The organism is Ruminococcus champanellensis 18P13 = JCM 17042 (assembly GCF_000210095.1).
Classification (GTDB): Bacteria; Bacillota; Clostridia; order Oscillospirales; family Ruminococcaceae; genus Ruminococcus_F; species Ruminococcus_F champanellensis.
On sequence record NC_021039.1, the window covers coordinates 978,575 to 997,454 of the forward strand.

Consider the following 18,880-nt stretch of genomic DNA (forward strand, 5'->3'; position numbering starts at 1 on the left):
CGTCACAGCACGGAGATCGGTCTTGTTATGATTACAGCAAAGGACATTAAGAACAAGAGATTTGAGAAGGCTGCATTCGGCTATAAGCAAGAGGAAATTGACGAATACATGCAGCAGCTCGAGGCGGATTTCAGAGCCATGGAGCATGACCTGGAGGATGCCAACGCAAAGATCCAGCTGCTTGCGGACAAGGTTCGGGAGTATCGTGCGGATGAGGATGCCCTCAAGGACGCTCTGCTCGGTGCGCAGAAGCAGGGCAAGCATGTGATCGCCGAAGCCAACGAAAAGGCGGCAGAGATCCTGCAGGAAGCACAGGCAAGAGCAGAACAGCTCAACGACGAGGCTACCCGTCAGCATGAGCAGGCAATGGCGGCAAACCGGGCGGAGATCGACCGGGAGAAGCAGGCACTGATTGTTGCGCAGAATCAGGTCGCTGATTTCAAGAAGAACCTGTTCGATATGTACAAGGCACATCTGGAACTGATTTCCCAGATGCCGGAACCGGATTACGATGCATCAGCAGAGCCGGAAGCGCCCAGTGAGCCGGAGCAGCCGGAGGCGCCTGTACAGACTGATGAGGAACCGATTCTGGAGGATACACCCAAGCGGGATCCGTTTGCTACCTCTCAGTTTTCTGCAAAGACCATCCGGGGAGAGTATGATTCCCGGTTCGGAGATCTTCATTTCGGACAGAAAAATAACAATGCAAAGGATGAATGACCGTGCCACAGGATTATAACCAGACATTGAATTTGCCCAAAACCGATTTCCCGATGCGGGGAAACCTGCCCAAGCGTGAGCCGGAGACCCTGGCGCACTGGGAGGAAGAAAATCTCTATCGGAAAATGGTTGCACGCAACGAAGGCAAGCCCAAGTACGTGCTGCATGACGGTCCGCCCTATGCCAACGGCGAGATCCATCTGGGCACGGCGCTCAACAAGGTGCTCAAGGATTTTATCGTTAAGTACAAGAATATGAGCGGCTTCTGCGCCCCCTATGTGCCCGGCTGGGACACCCACGGTCTGCCCATCGAGCTGAAGGCTATGAAGGCGATCGGCGTGGAAAGCGGTGCCATTGAACCGGTGGAGCTGCGGAAGCACTGTGCGGACTATGCCATGAAGCATGTGCGCAACCAGATGGCGCAGTTCAAGCGTCTGGGCAGTCTTGGAGATTACGATCATCCCTATCTGACCCTGCGCCCGGAGTATGAGGCACGGCAGGTGAAGGTGTTCGGCAAGATGGCGAAGGACGGGTACATGTACAAGGGCCTTAAGCCTGTATATTGGTGCCCGGATTGCAATACGGCGCTGGCAGAGGCGGAGATCGAGTACGAGAACGATCCTTGCAAGTCTATTTATGTGAAGTTCCGTGTTACGGATGACAAGGGCGTGTTTGCGGCAGCCGGCATTACCGGGGACATCTATTTCGTGATCTGGACCACCACCACCTGGACGATCCCGGGCAACCTGGCGATCTGCGTGGGACCGGAGTATACTTATACCCTGGTGCATGCCAACAACGAATATTATGTAATGGCGCAGGAGCTTGTGGCGGAGACCATGAAGGCTGCGGGCATTGCGGAATATGAAACCATCGGCGCCTTCAAGGGCAGCGAGCTGGAATATATGCAGACCAAGCACCCGCTGTATGACCGGAATTCCATGGTCATCGTGGGGGATCATGTGACACTGGAAAGCGGTACCGGATGCGTCCACACGGCACCTGGCTACGGCGTGGAGGACTTTGAGGTCTGCAAGAATTATGACGAGATCGGCATTCTGGTCTGCGTGGACGACAAGGGTCGTCAGACCGCAGAAGCTGGTGAATTTGCCGGACTGGATACCGCAGAAGCAAACAAAGCCATTGCGGCACGGCTGGTAGAGACCGGTGCGATGTTTGCCAGTGCGGACATCGTGCACCAGTACCCCCACTGCTGGCGTTGCCACAGCGCCATTATCTACCGGGCAACGGAGCAGTGGTTCTGCTCGGTGAATGGCTTTAAGGATGAAGCCATCAAGGCTATTGAAAGCGTGAACTGGATCCCTGCATGGGGTGAGGAGCGTATCAAGGGCATGGTGCGTGACCGGAGCGACTGGTGTATTTCCCGTCAGCGTACCTGGGGCGTGCCCATCCCGGTGATCTACTGCAAGGACTGCGGTAAGCCCATTATCACGGACGAAACCATTGAAGCTATTTCCGAGATGTTCCGGAAGGAAGGCTCTGATGCATGGTACACCCGTCCCCTCAGCGATTTCATTCCTGCATCCGTTGCCTGTGCATGCGGCTGCAAGGAATTTGAAAAAGAACATGACATTATGGACGTGTGGTTCGACAGCGGTGTATCCCACACTGCCGTACTGGATGAATATGACGAGCTGTATGCGCCCTGTGACCTATACCTGGAAGGTGCGGATCAGTACCGGGGATGGTTCCAGTCCAGTCTACTGACCTCCGTGGTATACAAGGGCTGTGCGCCTTACAAGAATGTCTGCACCCACGGCTGGGTGGTAGACGGTCAGGGCAAAACCATGCACAAGTCCCTGGGCAACGGCATTGATCCCAGTGAGATCACCGACAAGTACGGAGCAGACATTCTCCGGCTGTGGGTGGCTTCCTCGGATTATCACTCCGACATCCGGATCTCCAAGGAAATTCTGGGGCAGCTGTCCGATGCGTACAAGAAAATCCGGAACACTGCCCGGTTTATTCTGGGCAACCTGAGCAACGGCAAGGGCTTCAACCCGGATGCGGACAGCGTATCCGATGACCAGCTGACAGAGCTGGATCGGTGGGCACTGATGCGGCTGGATCAGCTGATCGACAAGGCAAATGCAGGCTATGATGCCTTTGATTTCCACATTGTATTCCATGCCATCCACAACTTCTGCGTGGTGGATATGTCTAGCTTCTACCTGGATATTATCAAGGATCGCCTGTACTGCGAGGGGGAGGATTCCGTGCTGCGCCGTGCTGCACAGACCACCATGTATCGGGTACTTTCCGGTCTGGCAAGACTGGTCGCTCCCATCATGAGCTTTACCGCAGAGGAGATCTGGAGCTACCTGCCCCATGCGTCCTCTGACCAGGCGGAAAGCGTGTTCCTCAACGATATGCCCCAGAAGAGCGGTCTGACCTTTGCGGCGGATTTTGTCCAGAAGTGGAGCCGGATCTATGAGCTGCGTCTGGTTGCCAACAAGGCACTGGAGGAAAAGCGCAACGAGAAGCTGATCGGCAAGTCTCTGGAAGCAAAGCTGACGGTTGCCTGCCGGTTCGATGAGGATTACAATATGCTGTCCGGCATGCCGGAGGCGCTGCGTGATATCTGCATCGTGTCCGACCTGCATGTAATCAAGGATGAGAGCCTGCCTACGGATACACCCTTTGCGGTGACAGTGGAGAAGGCAGTGGGCGACAAGTGCGAACGCTGCTGGGCATACTCCGAAACAGTGGGTACCGTTCCGGAGCATCCGACCCTGTGCGCGCGGTGTGCAGGTGTTGTAAAATAAGAACTTGATGACAGCTTGTCACTCTGGATCCAAAGGGCGGCAGGCTGTCTTTGTTGGGAGGCATGTGCATGATCCTTGCGGTTGCAGCCATGGCGCTGCTGGTGGCTGTGGATCAGCTGATCAAATATCTGGTGGTTCGGGACTTTGCCCTGGGAGAATCCAGGCGTTTCCTCCATTTCGGCGATACGGAGCTGATGAACCTGACCTATGTGCGCAACAACGGAGCTGCATTCAGCAGCATGAGTGGACAGCGGGCGATCCTGATCGGTCTGCCGGTGATTCTGCTGGGCATCTGCGTCTGGGCCATGTGGAAATACGGCCGCAACAGTCCGTTCCTCAAGTGGAATCTGACATTGGTCATGGCTGGGGGGATCGGGAATCTCATCGACCGGATCTTCCGGGGCGGAGATGTGGTGGACTATCTGGATATCCGGCTGTTCCACTTTGCAGTTTTTAACTTTGCCGACTGCTGTATCTGCATCGGGGTATTTCTGATCTTGCTGTACATGCTTTTTGACAAGAGCGGCAAGGAATCCCCCAAGGAGCAACCCCATGCGTGAGGTCATGCTGACGGCTGACGGCAGCGGCATGCGGTTGGACAAATGGCTTACAGAGCAGTTGCCGGAGTTGAGTCGTTCCGGGGTGCAGCATCTGATCGAGCAGGGCGCAGTGCTTTGCAACGGGAAACCGGCGGCAAAGAATCTGAAGCTCCGGGAAGGGGACGGCCTGTTGGTGCAGATCCCGGATCCTGCCCCACTGGAGGATGTACAGCCCCAGAACCTGCCGCTGGAGATCGTATACGAGGATGAAGCCCTGCTGGTGGTGAACAAGCCCAAGGGCATGGTGGTGCATCCGGCGGCAGGGCATCCGGACGGCACATTGGTGAATGCCCTGCTGTATCACTGCCAGGGTAGACTGTCCACCATCAACGGGGTGATCCGTCCCGGTATCGTGCACCGGATCGACAAAAACACCAGCGGTCTGCTGATGGTGGCGAAAACGGATTTTGCCCATCAGCATCTGGCGGAGCAGATCAAAGGCCACAGCTTTACCCGGGAATATGAAGCCATTGCCTGCGGACGGTTCCGGGAGCCTTCTGGCACGGTGGATGCTCCCATCGGCAGAAGCACAGCGGATCGGCAGAAAATGTGCGTGACGGAGAAAAATGCCCGGCATGCGGTGACCCATTATGCAGTGCTGACCCAGTTTGCAAAGCATGCTCATATCCGGTGTCGGCTGGAAACCGGGCGCACCCATCAGATCCGGGTACATATGCGCTACATCGGGCATCCCATTTACGGAGACGATGTGTACGGCACGGCTGTCCCCGGTCTGGAGGGACAGTGCCTGCATGCCAAAAAGATCGGGTTTGTGCATCCGGTTTCCGGCGCATACATGGAGTTTGACAGTGCGCTGCCGGATTACTTTGTCCAGGCACTGAAAAAGGTGGAGCATATACATGTTTAAAGATTTGAAGCATTTGCTGCTGATATCGGATCTGGACGGCACTCTGCTGCCCTCCGACAAGCGGATTCCTCCGGAGGATCTGGAGATCATCCGGCAGTTTCAGGCTGCGGGAGGACGGTTCACCATTGCCACCGGCAGAACTTATGAGGCAGCGTCCGTTTACCTGGAGCAGGTGCAGCCCAATGCGCCGGTGATTCTCTACAACGGTGCAATGCTGTTTGACCCGGTGAAGAAGCAGCCCATTGCTACTCTGCCCCTGGCATTCTCTGTCCGGCAGATTGTCCGGGAGCTGCTGGACTGGAACCCGGACATGGGTGCGGAGATCCTGACGGCGGATGGGATCTATGTGATCCGGCTTAATGCGGTGGAGCGACAGCATATTGCCACCTGCGGCGTGTCCCCGGTGTTCACGGATCTGGCGCATGCACCGGAGGACGGGTGGCTCAAGGTGCTGTTTGCCCTGGAGCCGCCGGAGGTGGATCGGCTGGCGGCGTATGCTGCGTCCCGGCAGGATACGGAAGTGGAATATGTCCGGTCGGCGGATGTGTTCCTGGAGATCCTGCCGGCAGGGGTATCCAAGGGTACAGCCATTGCCCGGTTTCGGGATCGGCTGGCGGACAGGGACACCCAGATTGCCGCAGCCGGGGATTACGACAATGATCTGACCATGCTGCAGCATGCGGATGTGGGCATCGCACCTGCCAACGCCCAGCCCAATGTGAAGGCGGCGGCGGATCTTGTACTGCCGGATACCTGTGACCAGCATGGGCTGCCAAGGCTCATGCAACAATTGATGGAACGAACTTGAGCATGGCTCATGGAAATAATGGAGGTATATTCATGGACGCAACGATTGAAAAACGGCTGCAGGCCACTGCCTGCAAGGTGCGGATGGGCATCATCGAGGGCACCTACTGCGCAAAATCCGGTCATCCCGGCGGATCATTATCCATTGCAGATCTGCTGACTTACCTGTATTTTGTAAAGCTGAATGTGGATCCAAAGCATCCGGACATGCCGGAGCGTGACCGCTTTGTGCTGTCCAAGGGGCATACGGCACCGGCTTTGTATGCGACCCTGGCACAGCGTGGCTTCTTCCCGGAGTCTGAACTGAGATCCCTGCGGCACATCGGAGCAATGCTTCAGGGTCATCCCTGCATCCACATTCCCGGCATCGATATGTCCAGCGGCTCCCTGGGACAGGGTATTTCTGCGGCATGCGGCATGGCACTGTCTGCAAAGTATAACCAGAAGGATTATCGGGTCTATACCGTTCTGGGAGACGGTGAGATCGAGGAGGGACAGGTCTGGGAGGCTGCCATGTTCGCAGCCCACTACGGACTGGACAATCTGACTGCCATCGTGGACAATAACGGCTTACAGATCGATGGCCCCATCACAGAGGTCAGCTCTCCGGAGCCCATTCCGGATAAATTTGCTGCATTTGGCTGGCATGTAATTACCATGGATGCACATGACTTCCAGGATATAGAGCGTGCTTTTGATGAGGCAGAAAAGATCAGCGGCAAGCCCGTTGTGATCGTGCAGAAGAGCGTCAAGGGCAAGGGGGTTTCCTTTATGGAAAACCAGTGCAGCTGGCACGGCACTGCCCCGAATCAGGAGCAGTATGAACAGGCAATGACTGAATTGCGGACGCAGCTGTCCGGACTGGAGGGTTAAGCAATGGCTGATGTAAAAAAGAAGGCGACCAGAGAAAGCTACGGCGAGGCGCTGGCAGCACTGGGCGAAACCTATGAAAACCTGGTGGTTCTGGATGCAGATCTGGCGGCGGCAACCAAGACCGGCATTTTCAAGAAGAAGTATCCGGAGCGTTTTTTTGACTGCGGCATTGCCGAGGCTAATATGATGGGCGTGGCAGCGGGTCTGGCCACCACCGGCATGATCCCCTTTGCAAGCACCTTTGCCATGTTTGCGGCAGGCCGTGCCTTTGAAATCGTGCGCAATTCCATCGGCTATCCCCACCTGAACGTGAAGATCGGTGCCACCCATGCGGGCATTTCCGTGGGAGAGGACGGTGCTACCCACCAGTGCAACGAGGATATTGCCCTGATGCGCACCATCCCCGGCATGACCATCCTCAACCCGGCGGACGATGTGGAAGCCCGGGCAGCGGTGGAGGCTGCGGTAAAGTATCAAGGCCCGGTGTACCTGCGGTTCGGCAGACTGGCTGCTCCCATCTTCAACGATCCGGCAACCTATCACTTTGAAATGGGCAAGGGTATCACCCTCCGGCAGGGCAAGGACGTGACCATTGTTGCCACGGGACTGATGGTTTCCGAAGCACTGGAGGCTGCTGCGACCTTGGCAAATGAAGGAATTGACGCAGGGGTCATCAACATTCACACCATCAAGCCTCTGGATACGGAGTTGATCTGCAAGGCGGCACAGCAGACCGGTCTGCTGGTAACCGTGGAGGAGCACAGCATCATCGGCGGTCTTGGCTCTGCGGTGGCAGAGGCAGTCACCGGCTGCTGTCCGGTACCGGTGGTACGGATCGGTGTCAATGACGAGTTCGGATACAGCGGCCCGGCGGTGGAACTGCTGAAGAAATTCGGCTTGTGCGCATCCAACATTGTGGCTGTTACCAAGGCAGCCATGACAAGAAAGCAGAAGTAAGAGAAAAGGGCGGCACCGTTAAGATGCTGCCCTTTTGCATGGGGGTACATATGGGAGACTGGATCTGGTGCATCTGCATCGGCACCATCGGCATGTTCTTTGTGGCGATGAACTATATTGCCATGTTTCAAAGCAAAAAAACAGGCAGATTTATCTCCGGATTTCCTCTGATCGGCGGTATTCTGCTGTTTCTTGCATTTTTTCTTTCGCCGATCCGGTGGCTTTCGGTAGTATGCCTGCTGGATTACGGCATATGGATGCTGCCCTTTGTTCTGATCCGGGAGGCGATTCGGAACAAACGCCGGAGCAGGCAGGCATCCTCAGACAAAGAGGAGCCTCATAATTAGGGCAACATTCCGCAAATCTTGCGAGATTCTGCCTAAAAAATCACCCGGGACAGGATGCGTTCCGGGCGATTGTTGTATGTCTTAAGAAAAGCGTTGATCTGAAACGGGAGGGTTTTGTGGAATACGTAATCAGAAAAATAAAGCAGGAAGAAACCAAAGTGTTGGATACTTTTTTATATGAGGCAATTTTTATTCCGGAAGGAGTAGAAGCTCCGCCCAGGGAAATAATCAACCAGCCGGAATTGCGTGTGTATGTTGATGGCTTCGGAAGCAGAGCAGGTGATATTGCCTTTGTTGCGGAATCGAATGGGATTGTAATCGGAGCTGTATGGGTTCGTATTATGAATGATTACGGGCATATAGATGATGAAACTCCATCCTTTGCAATCTCTCTTTTGAAAGAGTATCGTAATTATGGGATTGGCACAGAACTAATGAAAACGATGTTGCATGAATTGAGAGACTGCGGTTATAAACAATCCTCGTTAGCCGTTCAAAAACAAAATTATGCAGTGAGGATGTATAAAAAAGTGGGATTTCAAATTGTTGATGAAAATGAGGAAGAATATATTATGGTCTGTAGGTTGTAATGGTTCCTATAGGGCTATAGATATCAATAGTGGAAGGTACTTCCGCCGATAAACTCCCGCACCAGGGAGATCCCCGGCACCAGATCCTGGGGCACCGGCTCCAGCGCCTGGAGAAATGCGGCGATGTCCGCATACTGGGCGTAGTCCGGGTAGGTGTCTGCGATATTTAGCAGATCCGGCAGGAGGATGGAACGGTATACGCTTGGCTCGTAATCGATAAAGGTGTCGATCTGATAGGCTGCCCGATGCTTAAAGGGCATGATGTACTGATGCTCTCCCCGGCTGACGCTTTCAAACAGCCGGAAGGTGTCCACCGGCTCCCTGCCCCGGAAAAACCGATCCCGTATCAGACGGCGCATGAGCCGGATCTTGGAGGGATGCAGCAGAGCGCCGTCTTCTGCCTGGAGCCGTGTGCGGACGCTGACATAAATGCAGGAGGCAAAGGCACCTGCATTGCCGGTGACCTGCGGATTCAGCGCATGGATCCCTTCCAGGATCACCAGTTCATTGGGTCTGCGCTGAATGGTCTTGCCTGGTTCCCGGCACTGCTTTGCAAAATTGAATACCGGCAGATGGATGGGCTCACATCGGGAGAGCCTTTCCAGATGTTCATTCAGCAGGGGGATATCCAGCCGGTAGGGGGATTCGTAGTCGACGACTCCGTGCTCGTTCAGTGCTTGAGGAGTCTGGGATTCCGGCAGGTAGTAATTGTCCATGGACAGTACCATAGCAGCGCATCCCCAGCCCTCCAGCAGCTGTTCGATCCGCAGGGCGGAGGTGGTTTTGCCGGAGCCGGATGGACCGGACAGCAGCAAAATGGGCTTTTCCTTCCGGTGCTTCAGAATATCCAGAGCGATCCGGGTCAGCTGCTGGGTGTAGCGCTGCTCGGATTCGGCAATGGCATAGATCAGGTCTGTATGCATTTGCTGATTCAGCATGGAAATTTCCAGTTTTCTCATAAGATGTCCCTTTCTGCACGCAGGTAGCATGCGTTATCGGTTCATCTTACAGTATAGCATGTTCCGGAGAAAATGACAATAGACACTGGGCGGCATTTGTATGGCAGACGGAAGTTTGAAAAAACCTCTTGACAAGCCGCAGACGCTGTGCTATACTGTAGAAAATTAAATAGGTTGCAAACCGTTGAAGCGGAGATAACGGTAATCATGATTTCACAGAGAGTCCGGGCAGGTGGAAGCCGGGCAAACCCCAGATTATCAAATGGACCGCTGAGGGCGCAGTCAAAAATACAGCATTTCTGTGTTGAGTATTCTGCGACGTGTGGGCATACGTCAGTTGCCGGGGATATGTTGGTATCCTGCTAAGCGCACGGCATATGCCGTGAATCAAGGTGGCACCGCGGATAGAAAAGTATTCGTCCTTGACAGATCGTTGGATTCTGTCAGGGGCTTTTTTGCTGCACAAACGCTTCTTCGACAGGATCGGGGAAGCGTTTTTTGTTTGTCGGAGGTGCCATATGAAGTATTCACCAAGCCTGGAAACCATCAAAGCCTATGCGGAAAGCGGCGCATATAAGATCCTGCCGGTCAGCTGTGAACTGCTGGCAGATCTGTGTACGCCCATTGAGGCCCTGCGCAGGCTCAAGCAGGTATCCACCCATTGCTATCTGCTGGAGTCGGTGGCAGAGCGGGAGAAGTGGGGGAGATACACCTTTCTGGGGTTTGATCCGAAGCTGGACATTACCTGTTCCGGCAGGGACATGAAGATCGGAGATGTGCGGATCAAAACGGAGCATCCGGCACAGCAGCTGCGACAGATCCTTGCAGAGTATAAAAGCCCCCGACTGCCGGAGCTGCCGCCCTTTACCGGCGGATTGGTGGGATACTTCTCCTACGACTTTTTGAAGTATGCAGAGCCGTCCGTGGATCTGGAGACCCGGGACACGGAGAATTTCAAGGACGTGGATCTGATGCTGTTCGATAAGGTGATCGCCTTTGACCACTTCCGGCAGAAGATCATCCTCATTGCCAATATGTCTTTGGAGGATCCGGAAACCGGGTACAACAAGGCAGTGATGGAACTGGAGAGCATGGCGGCGCTGCTGAAAACCGACATCCCCAAGCAGGAACAGCCCGGGCATCTGCTGGGAGACTTTACGCCCCTGTTTGACCGGGAAAGCTACTGTGACATGGTGGAGCAGGCAAAGCATCACATCCGGGAGGGGGATATTTTTCAGATTGTTCTGTCCAATCGGCTGGCTGCTCCTTATACAGGCAGCTTGCTGAACACCTACCGGATCCTGCGGACGTTGAATCCCTCCCCCTATATGTTTTACTTTTCCGGCATGGACGTGGAGATCGCCGGTGCTTCTCCGGAAACATTGGTGAAGCTGGAGGATGGGGTGCTGCACACCTTCCCCCTGGCAGGAACCCGTCCCCGGGGAAAGACCGAAGGGGAAGACAAGGCGCTGGAGGCGGAGCTGCTGGCGGATGATAAGGAACTGGCGGAGCACAACATGCTGGTGGATCTGGGGCGGAATGACCTGGGGAAGATCAGCCAATTCGGCACTGTGCAGGTGGAAAAGCTGCACAGCATTGAGCGATACTCCCATGTGATGCACATCGGCTCTACCATCCGGGGGCAGATCCGGCAGGACTGCGACGCACTGGATGCAGTCAGCGCCGTTTTACCCGCAGGCACCCTGTCAGGGGCGCCTAAGATCCGGGCATGTCAGCTGATTGCCAGACTGGAACAGAATAAGCGGGGCATTTACGGAGGCGCCATCGGGTATATCGATTTTACCGGGAATCTGGATACCTGCATTGCCATCCGGATCGCATACAAGAAAAACGGCAAGGTGTTTATCCGCAGCGGCGCAGGCATCGTAGCAGATTCCGTGCCGGAAAAGGAATACCAGGAATGCATCAATAAGGCGGCGGCAGTGGTCAATGCCCTGAAAGCGGCAGAGGAGGCGGATGTATGATACTTCTGATTGATAACTACGACAGCTTTTCCTATAACCTGTTTCAGCTGGTGGGAGAATTGGAGCCGGACATCCGGGTGATCCGGAACGATGCGCTGACCGTTGACCAGATCCGGGAGCTGTCACCGGATCGGATCATTCTTTCCCCTGGTCCCGGGCGGCCGGAGGATGCCGGGGTCATTGTGGAGGCAGCCGGAACATTGTCCCGGCGCATCCCCACTTTGGGAGTGTGCCTGGGGCATCAGGCAATCTGTGCCGCATACGGAGCCAGGATCACCTACGCAAAGCAGCTGATGCACGGAAAGCAGTCCATGGTGCAGTTTCTGGGGGATTGTCCTCTGTTCCGGGGTTTGCCGCAAACCGCACCGGTGGCACGGTACCATTCTCTGGCGGTGGATCCGGACAGCCTGCCGGATTGCCTGACAATCACAGCAGTGACGGAGGACGGGGAGATCATGGGGATCCGGCACAGGGAAACCCCATTTACGGGGTGCAGTTTCATCCGGAGTCCATCATGACCCCGGACGGCAAACAGATGCTGAAAAACTTTATTCAGGGAGGAAACGATCATGATTAAGGAAGCTATTGTAAAAATCGTGGACAAGCAGGATCTGACCTATGACGAGGCGTATGCAGTCATCAGTGAGATTATGGGAGGGGAAACCTCCCCCACCCAGAATGCAGCCTTTCTTGCCGCCCTGTCCACCAAGAGCACCAAGGCGGAGACCATTGAGGAGATCACCGGCTGTGCGGCGGCTATGCGGGACAAGGCGACCCGGCTGCATCATAACCTGGATCTGACGGAAATTGTCGGCACTGGCGGAGACGGCGCCCACAGCTTCAATATTTCCACCACTGCCGCTTTGGTATGCGCTGCTGCCGGGCAGAAGATCGCAAAACACGGCAACCGGGCTGCATCCTCTGACTGCGGCACGGCGGATTGCCTGGAGGCGCTGGGGGTCAACATTAACCTGGAGCCGGAAACCTGTCTGAAGCTGCTGGAGCAGGTGAATTTCTGCTTCTTCTTTGCCCAGAAATACCACACCTCCATGAAGTATGTGGGGGGCATCCGTAAGGAACTGGGCATCCGCACCGTATTCAACATTCTCGGCCCGCTGACCAATCCTGCAAGCCCCAAGCGGCAGCTGCTGGGGGTATATGATGCCTCTCTGGTGAATCCCCTGGCGCAGGTGCTGATGAAGCTGGGAGTGGAAAAGGGTATGGTGGTATACGGACAGGACAAACTGGACGAGATCTCCCTGTGTGCCCCAACCACGGTTTCCGAGTTCCGGGACGGCTGGTTCAAGAACTATGAGATCACCCCGGAGCAGTTCGGTTTTGCCCGGTGTACCCGGCAGGATCTGCAGGGAGGTACGCCGGCGGAGAATGCAGCCATCACCCGTGCCATTCTGGCAGGGGAGCAGGGGCATCGGCGGAATGCGGTGCTGATGAACGCAGGGGCTGCCCTGTACATCGGGGAGCTGGCGGATTCCATGGTGGATGGGATCCGGCTTGCAGCAGAAACCATTGACAGCGGCAAGGCGGCGGCATTGCTGGACAAGCTGATCGTCGCATCCAATCAGTGAGGTGCAGTATGACGAGCCTGGATCAGTTGGCGCAGCATGCAGCAGAGCGTGTTGCCGCCGCACAGCAGCGGCTGTCCCTTAGGGAGCTCAGGCGTCAGGCGCTGGCTCTGCCAAAGGGGAGGTTTGCCTTTGAGCATGCCCTCCAAAAGCCGGGTATTTCCTTTATCTGCGAATGCAAAAAGGCATCCCCCTCCAAGGGGATCCTTGCAGAGGATTTTCCCTATCTGTACATTGCCAGAGCGTATGAAGATGCAGGAGCGGACTGCATTTCTGTGCTGACGGAGCCGAAATGGTTCCTGGGGTCGGATGCCTATCTGCAAGAAATCGCTGCCGCTGTGTCCATTCCCTGTCTGCGAAAGGATTTCACCATCAGCGACTATCAGATCTATGAGGCAAAGCTGTTGGGGGCACAGGCGGTGCTGCTGATTTGCAGCATCCTGTCCCCGGAGCAGCTTCGGACGTATATTCAGCTCTGTGATGAACTGGGACTGTCCGCACTGGTGGAAGCCCACGATGCAGCGGAGATTTCCATGGGGCTGACCGCCGGGGCAAGGATCATCGGGGTCAACAACCGGAATCTGAAGGATTTTTCCGTGCATACGGACAATAGCTGCGCGTTGCGGAAGCTGGTGCCCAAGGAGGTTCTGTTTGTATCGGAAAGCGGTGTGCAGTCAGCGGCGGATGTGGAAAAGCTCCAGCAGACGGGAGCGGATGCAGTACTGATCGGGGAAGCGCTGATGCGTGCTCCGGACAAGAAAGCCCGGCTTTCTGAGCTGCGTGGCGCATGACCCGGATCAAGCTGTGCGGTCTGACCCGACCCTGTGATATTGCATACGCCAACGCCCTGCTGCCGGAGTACATCGGCTTTGTGTTTGCGCAAAAGAGCAGCCGGTATCTGTCCCCGGAGCAGGCGGCAGTCCTTGCAGCACAGCTGGACAGCCGGATCACCCCGGTGGGCGTGTTTGTGGATGAAGCGCCGGAACGGATTGCTGCTCTGGTGCATGCCGGCACCATCCGGGCAGTACAGCTGCACGGCCATGAGGATGCAGCGTACATTGCCCGTTTGCGGCAGCTGACCAACTGTCCGGTGATCCAGGCGTTCTGCATCCGGACGTTGGCGGATATCCGCCGTGCCAACCGATCTCCGGCGGATCTGATTCTGCTGGATTCCGGAGGCGGCACCGGCAGAGCATTTGACCATGGGCTGCTGGAGGGCATTACAAGGCCCTACTTTCTTGCAGGGGGACTGACTGTGGAAACGGTGGCACAGGCGATCCGCAGGCTGCATCCCTTTGGGGTGGATGTAAGCTCCGCTCTGGAAACAGACGGGGTGAAGGATGAACAAAAAATGACAGTCTTTGTAGGAGCTGTCCGAAAGGAATGAGTATATGAAAAAGGGAAGATTCGGCGTTCACGGCGGACAGTACATTCCGGAGACCCTGATGAACGCTGCCATAGAACTGGAGCAGGCATATCTGCATTACAAGGATGACCCCGCATTCAACCGGGAACTGACGGAGCTGATGAATGAGTATGCAAACCGTCCCTCCCGGCTGTACTATGCAGGGCAACTGACCAATGCCCTGGGTGGCGCAAAGATCTATTTGAAGCGGGAGGATCTGAACCATACCGGCTCCCACAAGATCAACAATGTGCTGGGGCAGGCTCTGCTGGCAAAGAAGATGGGAAAGACCCGGCTCATCGCCGAGACCGGTGCCGGACAGCATGGTGTGGCAACTGCTACAGCTGCTGCCCTGATGAACATGGAGTGCGTGGTATTCATGGGGGAGGAGGATACCCGGCGGCAGGCGCTGAATGTGTACAGAATGAAGCTGCTGGGTGCACAGGTGGTGCCGGTGACCAGCGGCACGGCGACGCTGAAGGATGCGGTCTCCGAGGCCATGCGGGAATGGACATCCCGGATCGATGACACCCATTACTGTCTGGGTTCCGTTATGGGGCCTCATCCCTTTCCTACCATTGTCCGGGATTTCCAGGCGGTGATCTCCCGGGAGACCAAAGCGCAGCTCCTGGAGAAGGAGGGCAGGCTGCCGGATGCAGTGATTGCCTGTGTAGGCGGCGGTTCCAATGCCATGGGCAGCTTTTATCATTTCATTGACGATCCCACCGTGCGGCTCATTGGCTGTGAAGCGGCAGGCAGGGGCATCGATACCTTTGAAACCGCTGCAACGATCAACACCGGCAAGCTTGGCATTTTCCACGGGATGAAATCCTACTTCTGTCAGGATCAGTACGGTCAGATTGCCCCGGTGTATTCCATTTCCGCCGGGCTGGATTACCCGGGCGTCGGACCGGAGCATGCGTACCTGCATGACATTGGCAGAGCGGAATATGTGCCGGTGACGGATGAAGAAGCGGTAGAAGCCTTTGAGTATTTATCCAGGACGGAGGGTATCATTCCTGCCATTGAATCCGCCCATGCGGTTGCCTATGCCATGAAGCTGGCTCCCACCATGCGCCGGGATCAGATCATTGTAATTACTGTTTCCGGTCGTGGGGACAAGGATTGTGCAGCCATTGCCAGATACAGAGGGGAGGATCTGTATGACTAAGATTAGAGCGGCATTTGAAAAGGGAAAGGCGTTCATTCCCTTTATTACCTGTGGGGATCCGGATCTGGAAACCACAGCAGCGGTTGTCCGAGAGGCTGTCCGGAATGGGGCGGATCTGGTGGAACTGGGCATCCCCTTTTCCGATCCCACCGCAGAGGGCCCGGTGATCCAGGGGGCAAACATTCGTGCGCTGGCAGGGGGCATGACCACGGATCGTGCATTTGCACTGGTGGAGAACCTGCGGCAGGATGTGACCATCCCTTTGGTATTCATGACCTACGCCAACGTGGTGTTTTCCTACGGGGCGGACGCCCTTTTTGCCAACTGCGCAAAGGTGGGGATTGACGGCATCATTCTGCCGGATCTGCCCTTTGAGGAAAAGGATGAATTCCAGTCCGTAAGCCGGAAGTATGGGGTGGATCTGATCTCTCTGATCGCTCCCACCTCTCACCAGCGGATCGCTATGATCGCCAGGGAGGCGGAGGGCTTTCTGTACATTGTATCCAGTCTTGGCGTGACGGGTACACGCAGTGAGATCACAACGGATCTGGCATCCATCATACAGGTGGTGCGGGAAAATACAGATGTACCCTGCGCCATCGGCTTCGGCATATCCACTCCGGCGCAGGCAAGACAGATGGCGGAGCTTGCAGACGGGGTCATTGTCGGATCAGCGATCATCAAGCTGCTTCAGCAGCACGGCACACAGGCTGCCCCGGTAGTGGGCGCATACGTCAAAGAAATGAAGCAGGGGATCATGGATCTCTGACAGAAAACAGCCCCTCACAGGATTCGTGAGGGGCTGCGTTTTATGCCTGCCGGGTACGCCGTGACATGGAGTCGGCAGCAGTGGTGGTCAGCTTGCCGATCAGCATGCCGATGCTCAGGGAAGCCAGTACATCCGACGGGAAATGCACATACAGATACAGCCGTGAAAAGGCGATGAGTGCCGCCAGGGGGATGGCTGCCAGACCGAATTTTCGGTTTGCTGCGGTCAGCATATACGCACCGATCACGGAGCAAAGGGTATGCCCGGAAGGGAAGGAGTAATCCGCTGGATTCCGGATCAGCAGGCTGACCTCCTCCTGCCAGCAGGGGCGGGGTCTTGCCACCAGAAGCTTCAGGCACACATTGCCTACCAGGACACCGGCTGCCAGTGCTCCCAGCATCATGCATCCGTACTTCCGGTATTTCTTTGAGAGCATCAGTCCGAAGGATGCGGCAAGCCAGACAGCTCCGCCATCTCCAAGCATTGTGATCTTTGGCATCAGCACGTCCAGCGGGTCGCATTGCAGGGTATCCCGGATCCCGTGGAGGATCGTCCAGTCCAGTTCTTGAATCAGTTGCAGCATAATGGTTCCTTTCTGGGTTTATCCCCATGCGCTCTGTGTGCGCTTTGGCATGATGGGGCAGACGAAACAACCTGTATGCGGAGACTTCTGCACAGGCTGAAGCATGCTTCTGTGATATAGCGGCAGTCCGTTTGACAGGAAGGGACTTCGGACAGATACCGCCGGTGGAATCGGGATAGCTCCCGGGTTCCTGCCGGGAATATGGCGTCTGTACGGTTCGGTGTGCACGCTTGCAGATATCGGGTAAATACCCGGTGGAGCCGATGCTCATAGCTGCGGTGCTGCTTCAGATTGCCGGAAAAGATTCTGTTGTGAACAAAGGTAAAACTGTCCGCCAGATAATGGAGGGCGGCACCGAACCGGAACCATTGCAGCGGCGACTGCACATCGCTTTTATGCAGCTTTTGCGTCAGCCGGGCAAGGTGCTTGCCGGCGTTTTCCGCGTTGTGTCCATGCAGAAACCGATGGTGCAGGGAACCTCTTGTATAGGTGACTGGATTCAGATCCGGCTCCACACAGCCCAGCAGAAACAGGCTTTTGCGCATGGGATCCAGGAAAATGTCCTGCTGTCGGAGCAGAAAGCTGCCCAGCAGTCTATGATCTTTCGTTTGCATTCAAGCGCTCCTTTCTGTCCGGCTGTCTGCCAGCTCTCCCATGGATATATGTCTGCTGTGGGCGATGGGTTTCCAGTCCGGTTTGCATGTCAGCGCAGCCACAGTGACCGGCAGATAGGTCAGCATAAATACCGGGAAGGTAAGGGTGAACAGGAGCTTTCTGTGGGGGCTGCAATTGATCTGCTTCCATTCCGTGATGGTGGTGAGGAGTCCCAGCGCAAACATGGTGCAGCACAGATTGACAAGACTCTGGGTGATGGAGAGCAAAACGGTCATAACGTCCATTCCGTTGACCATGCACAGCACAGCGAAGGTCAGATTAATCAGAATGCTGACCCAGGCGAGAATCGCCGCCGGCGCAATGTTCATCAGCATATCAAAACAGGAGAAGTTCCCCTGGAAACTGCCCTTGATCACCTTGCCGCCGTACCGGTGCAGCACCTGTAAATATCCCTGTACCCACCGGGTTCTCTACCGGATGGACTGCCGGAAGCCGGTGGGCTGCTCATCATAAAAGACGGCACTGGGGCAATAGCCGATTTTTTCGCCGTTTACGATGTTGTGGGCGGTAAATTCAATGTCCTCAGTCAGGGAGAAAAAGTGCCAGCCGCCGCATTTCTGAAGAATCCGGGCAGAAAAGAGAAATCCGGTTCCGGATACACCGCAGCTTGCGCCGATGGAAGCACGGGGACGGTTCAGATACTGGGCTTCCCGCAGAAACCACAGCCCATACCCGGCACTGATCCAGTTGTCTCCGTAATTTTTAGTGTTTCGGTAACTGGTCACAATATCATACCCGGTGGAAAAAGTCTTGTTGATTTCCTGGATGTAATCAGGAGCTACCAGGTTGTCCGCATCGAACACCAGGTAGGCATCATATTTTTTGCGTATCTTTCGCAGCAGAAAATCCAGAGCATAGCCCTTGCCTGTGTGCGTCTGGTCGAACCGCTCAAAAACGGCGGCTCCGTGGGCGTTTGCCACTGCGGCGGTGCGATCCGTGCAGTTGTCGGCGACCACATAAATATCGATCAGTTCCGCAGGATAAGTCTGTGTGTTCAGGCTGTCCAGGAGATCCCCGAGGACGGATTCCTCATTTCTTGCAGCGATCAGAACCCCAAAGCGGTGCCGTTTCCCCTTCGGCAGGGGCTTTTTCTTTTTCAGAAGCGCAATGGGTATGTAGAGAAACTGATAGGCGTAGCAGGCGAAAAACAGTACCATAATTACATAGTTAATAATCTTGATGGCTTCCATGGTGATGCCTCCT

General features: G+C 55.6%; 20 protein-coding genes and 1 pseudogene. 16 read left to right on the top strand and 5 right to left on the bottom strand.

The annotated features are described in order from the left end of the window. The first annotated feature begins 27 nt into the window (after positions 1-27). The 9 genes from RUM_RS04305 (at position 28) to RUM_RS04345 (ending at position 8,547) form a co-directional block, all read left to right on the top strand. Positions 28-720 (top strand): DivIVA domain-containing protein, encoded by a 693-nt coding sequence (locus RUM_RS04305; RefSeq protein WP_015557975.1) that lies wholly within the window; start codon positions 28-30, stop codon positions 718-720. After that, positions 717-3,506 (top strand): isoleucine--tRNA ligase, encoded by a 2,790-nt coding sequence (gene ileS, locus RUM_RS04310; protein ID WP_015557976.1) that lies wholly within the window; start codon positions 717-719, stop codon positions 3,504-3,506. The genes RUM_RS04305 and ileS overlap by 4 nt, the downstream gene beginning before the upstream one ends. A gap of 68 nt (positions 3,507-3,574) precedes the next feature. Then, positions 3,575-4,066, top strand: a complete 492-nt coding sequence (gene lspA, locus RUM_RS04315; RefSeq protein ID WP_015557977.1) for a signal peptidase II — start codon at positions 3,575-3,577, stop codon at positions 4,064-4,066. Next, positions 4,059-4,973: an RluA family pseudouridine synthase gene (locus tag RUM_RS04320; RefSeq protein ID WP_015557978.1), complete on the top strand. Its 915-nt coding sequence runs from the start codon at positions 4,059-4,061 to the stop codon at positions 4,971-4,973. The genes lspA and RUM_RS04320 overlap by 8 nt, the downstream gene beginning before the upstream one ends. Further along, entirely contained in the window at positions 4,966-5,781 is an 816-nt protein-coding gene (locus tag RUM_RS04325; protein ID WP_015557979.1) for a Cof-type HAD-IIB family hydrolase, read from the top strand. The genes RUM_RS04320 and RUM_RS04325 overlap by 8 nt, the downstream gene beginning before the upstream one ends. A 32-nt stretch (positions 5,782-5,813) precedes the next feature. After that, on the top strand, positions 5,814-6,653 hold the full coding sequence (locus RUM_RS04330; RefSeq protein WP_015557980.1) for a transketolase: 840 nt from the start codon (positions 5,814-5,816) through the stop codon (positions 6,651-6,653). A gap of 3 nt (positions 6,654-6,656) precedes the next feature. Continuing rightward, positions 6,657-7,610: a transketolase family protein gene (locus RUM_RS04335; protein ID WP_015557981.1), complete on the top strand. Its 954-nt coding sequence runs from the start codon at positions 6,657-6,659 to the stop codon at positions 7,608-7,610. A gap of 50 nt (positions 7,611-7,660) precedes the next feature. Next, a complete protein-coding gene (locus RUM_RS04340; protein ID WP_147645561.1) occupies positions 7,661-7,957 on the top strand; it encodes a hypothetical protein in 297 nt (98 codons plus the stop codon). A gap of 116 nt (positions 7,958-8,073) precedes the next feature. Further along, positions 8,074-8,547 (top strand): GNAT family N-acetyltransferase, encoded by a 474-nt coding sequence (locus RUM_RS04345; protein ID WP_041326267.1) that lies wholly within the window; start codon positions 8,074-8,076, stop codon positions 8,545-8,547. Positions 8,548-8,570: 23 nt separating this feature from the next. Here RUM_RS04345 and RUM_RS04350 read toward each other — a convergent pair whose 3' ends face one another. Further along, on the bottom strand, positions 8,571-9,506 hold the full coding sequence (locus RUM_RS04350; RefSeq protein ID WP_015557983.1) for a uridine kinase family protein: 936 nt from the start codon (positions 9,504-9,506) through the stop codon (positions 8,571-8,573). A gap of 518 nt (positions 9,507-10,024) precedes the next feature. Between RUM_RS04350 and trpE the strand changes: the two genes are divergently transcribed. The 7 genes and pseudogenes from trpE (at position 10,025) to trpA (ending at position 16,419) form a co-directional block, all read left to right on the top strand. Beyond that, positions 10,025-11,491 carry an anthranilate synthase component I gene (gene trpE, locus RUM_RS04355; RefSeq protein WP_015557984.1) on the top strand — a complete coding sequence of 489 codons (1,467 nt, stop codon included), beginning with the start codon at positions 10,025-10,027 and terminating at the stop codon, positions 11,489-11,491. After that, a pseudogene (locus tag RUM_RS04360) lies at positions 11,488-12,068 on the top strand (anthranilate synthase component II). Before trpE ends, RUM_RS04360 begins: the two are co-directional and overlap by 4 nt. After that, positions 12,061-13,077, top strand: a complete 1,017-nt coding sequence (gene trpD, locus RUM_RS04365; RefSeq protein ID WP_015557987.1) for an anthranilate phosphoribosyltransferase — start codon at positions 12,061-12,063, stop codon at positions 13,075-13,077. Before RUM_RS04360 ends, trpD begins: the two are co-directional and overlap by 8 nt. Positions 13,078-13,085: 8 nt before the next feature. After that, entirely contained in the window at positions 13,086-13,865 is a 780-nt protein-coding gene (gene trpC / locus RUM_RS04370) for an indole-3-glycerol phosphate synthase TrpC (RefSeq protein WP_015557988.1), read from the top strand. Continuing rightward, positions 13,862-14,461, top strand: a complete 600-nt coding sequence (locus RUM_RS04375) for a phosphoribosylanthranilate isomerase (protein WP_015557989.1) — start codon at positions 13,862-13,864, stop codon at positions 14,459-14,461. Before trpC ends, RUM_RS04375 begins: the two co-directional genes overlap by 4 nt. A 4-nt stretch (positions 14,462-14,465) precedes the next feature. Further along, the gene (gene trpB, locus RUM_RS04380; protein ID WP_015557990.1) at positions 14,466-15,650 is read left to right on the top strand and encodes a tryptophan synthase subunit beta; all 1,185 of its coding nucleotides are present in this window, start codon (positions 14,466-14,468) and stop codon (positions 15,648-15,650) included. Next, entirely contained in the window at positions 15,643-16,419 is a 777-nt protein-coding gene (trpA, locus tag RUM_RS04385) for a tryptophan synthase subunit alpha (protein ID WP_015557991.1), read from the top strand. The genes trpB and trpA overlap by 8 nt, the downstream gene beginning before the upstream one ends. Positions 16,420-16,459: 40 nt before the next feature. On the opposite strand, the gene RUM_RS04390 is transcribed toward trpA, so the two are convergent. The 4 genes from RUM_RS04390 to RUM_RS13065 are packed head-to-tail and all read right to left on the bottom strand — an operon-like array spanning position 16,460 to position 18,867. Continuing rightward, a complete protein-coding gene (locus tag RUM_RS04390) occupies positions 16,460-17,002 on the bottom strand; it encodes a phosphatase PAP2 family protein (RefSeq protein ID WP_015557992.1) in 543 nt (180 codons plus the stop codon). Further along, positions 16,990-17,616, bottom strand: a complete 627-nt coding sequence (locus RUM_RS12000; protein ID WP_015557993.1) for a zinc dependent phospholipase C family protein — start codon at positions 17,614-17,616, stop codon at positions 16,990-16,992. Before RUM_RS12000 ends, RUM_RS04390 begins: the two co-directional genes overlap by 13 nt. Further along, entirely contained in the window at positions 17,617-18,057 is a 441-nt protein-coding gene (locus RUM_RS13060; RefSeq protein WP_207642214.1) for a hypothetical protein, read from the bottom strand. It lies immediately after the preceding gene. A 30-nt stretch (positions 18,058-18,087) separates the two neighbouring features. After that, positions 18,088-18,867, bottom strand: a complete 780-nt coding sequence (locus RUM_RS13065) for a glycosyltransferase family 2 protein (RefSeq protein WP_015557994.1) — start codon at positions 18,865-18,867, stop codon at positions 18,088-18,090. Between the last annotated feature and the right edge of the window lie 13 nt (positions 18,868-18,880).

Coding starts and splice junctions, on each gene's coding strand:
- RUM_RS04305 (WP_015557975.1), top strand. CDS start 28: ATGATTACAGCAAAGGACATTAAGAACAAGAGATTTGAGAAGGCTGCA.
- ileS (WP_015557976.1), top strand. CDS start 717: ATGACCGTGCCACAGGATTATAACCAGACATTGAATTTGCCCAAAACC.
- lspA (WP_015557977.1), top strand. CDS start 3,575: ATGATCCTTGCGGTTGCAGCCATGGCGCTGCTGGTGGCTGTGGATCAG.
- RUM_RS04320 (WP_015557978.1), top strand. CDS start 4,059: ATGCGTGAGGTCATGCTGACGGCTGACGGCAGCGGCATGCGGTTGGAC.
- RUM_RS04325 (WP_015557979.1), top strand. CDS start 4,966: ATGTTTAAAGATTTGAAGCATTTGCTGCTGATATCGGATCTGGACGGC.
- RUM_RS04330 (WP_015557980.1), top strand. CDS start 5,814: ATGGACGCAACGATTGAAAAACGGCTGCAGGCCACTGCCTGCAAGGTG.
- RUM_RS04335 (WP_015557981.1), top strand. CDS start 6,657: ATGGCTGATGTAAAAAAGAAGGCGACCAGAGAAAGCTACGGCGAGGCG.
- RUM_RS04340 (WP_147645561.1), top strand. CDS start 7,661: ATGGGAGACTGGATCTGGTGCATCTGCATCGGCACCATCGGCATGTTC.
- RUM_RS04350 (WP_015557983.1), bottom strand. CDS start 9,506: ATGAGAAAACTGGAAATTTCCATGCTGAATCAGCAAATGCATACAGAC.
- trpE (WP_015557984.1), top strand. CDS start 10,025: ATGAAGTATTCACCAAGCCTGGAAACCATCAAAGCCTATGCGGAAAGC.
- trpD (WP_015557987.1), top strand. CDS start 12,061: ATGATTAAGGAAGCTATTGTAAAAATCGTGGACAAGCAGGATCTGACC.
- trpC (WP_015557988.1), top strand. CDS start 13,086: ATGACGAGCCTGGATCAGTTGGCGCAGCATGCAGCAGAGCGTGTTGCC.
- RUM_RS04375 (WP_015557989.1), top strand. CDS start 13,862: ATGACCCGGATCAAGCTGTGCGGTCTGACCCGACCCTGTGATATTGCA.
- trpB (WP_015557990.1), top strand. CDS start 14,466: ATGAAAAAGGGAAGATTCGGCGTTCACGGCGGACAGTACATTCCGGAG.
- trpA (WP_015557991.1), top strand. CDS start 15,643: ATGACTAAGATTAGAGCGGCATTTGAAAAGGGAAAGGCGTTCATTCCC.
- RUM_RS04390 (WP_015557992.1), bottom strand. CDS start 17,002: ATGCTGCAACTGATTCAAGAACTGGACTGGACGATCCTCCACGGGATC.
- RUM_RS12000 (WP_015557993.1), bottom strand. CDS start 17,616: ATGCAAACGAAAGATCATAGACTGCTGGGCAGCTTTCTGCTCCGACAG.
- RUM_RS13065 (WP_015557994.1), bottom strand. CDS start 18,867: ATGGAAGCCATCAAGATTATTAACTATGTAATTATGGTACTGTTTTTC.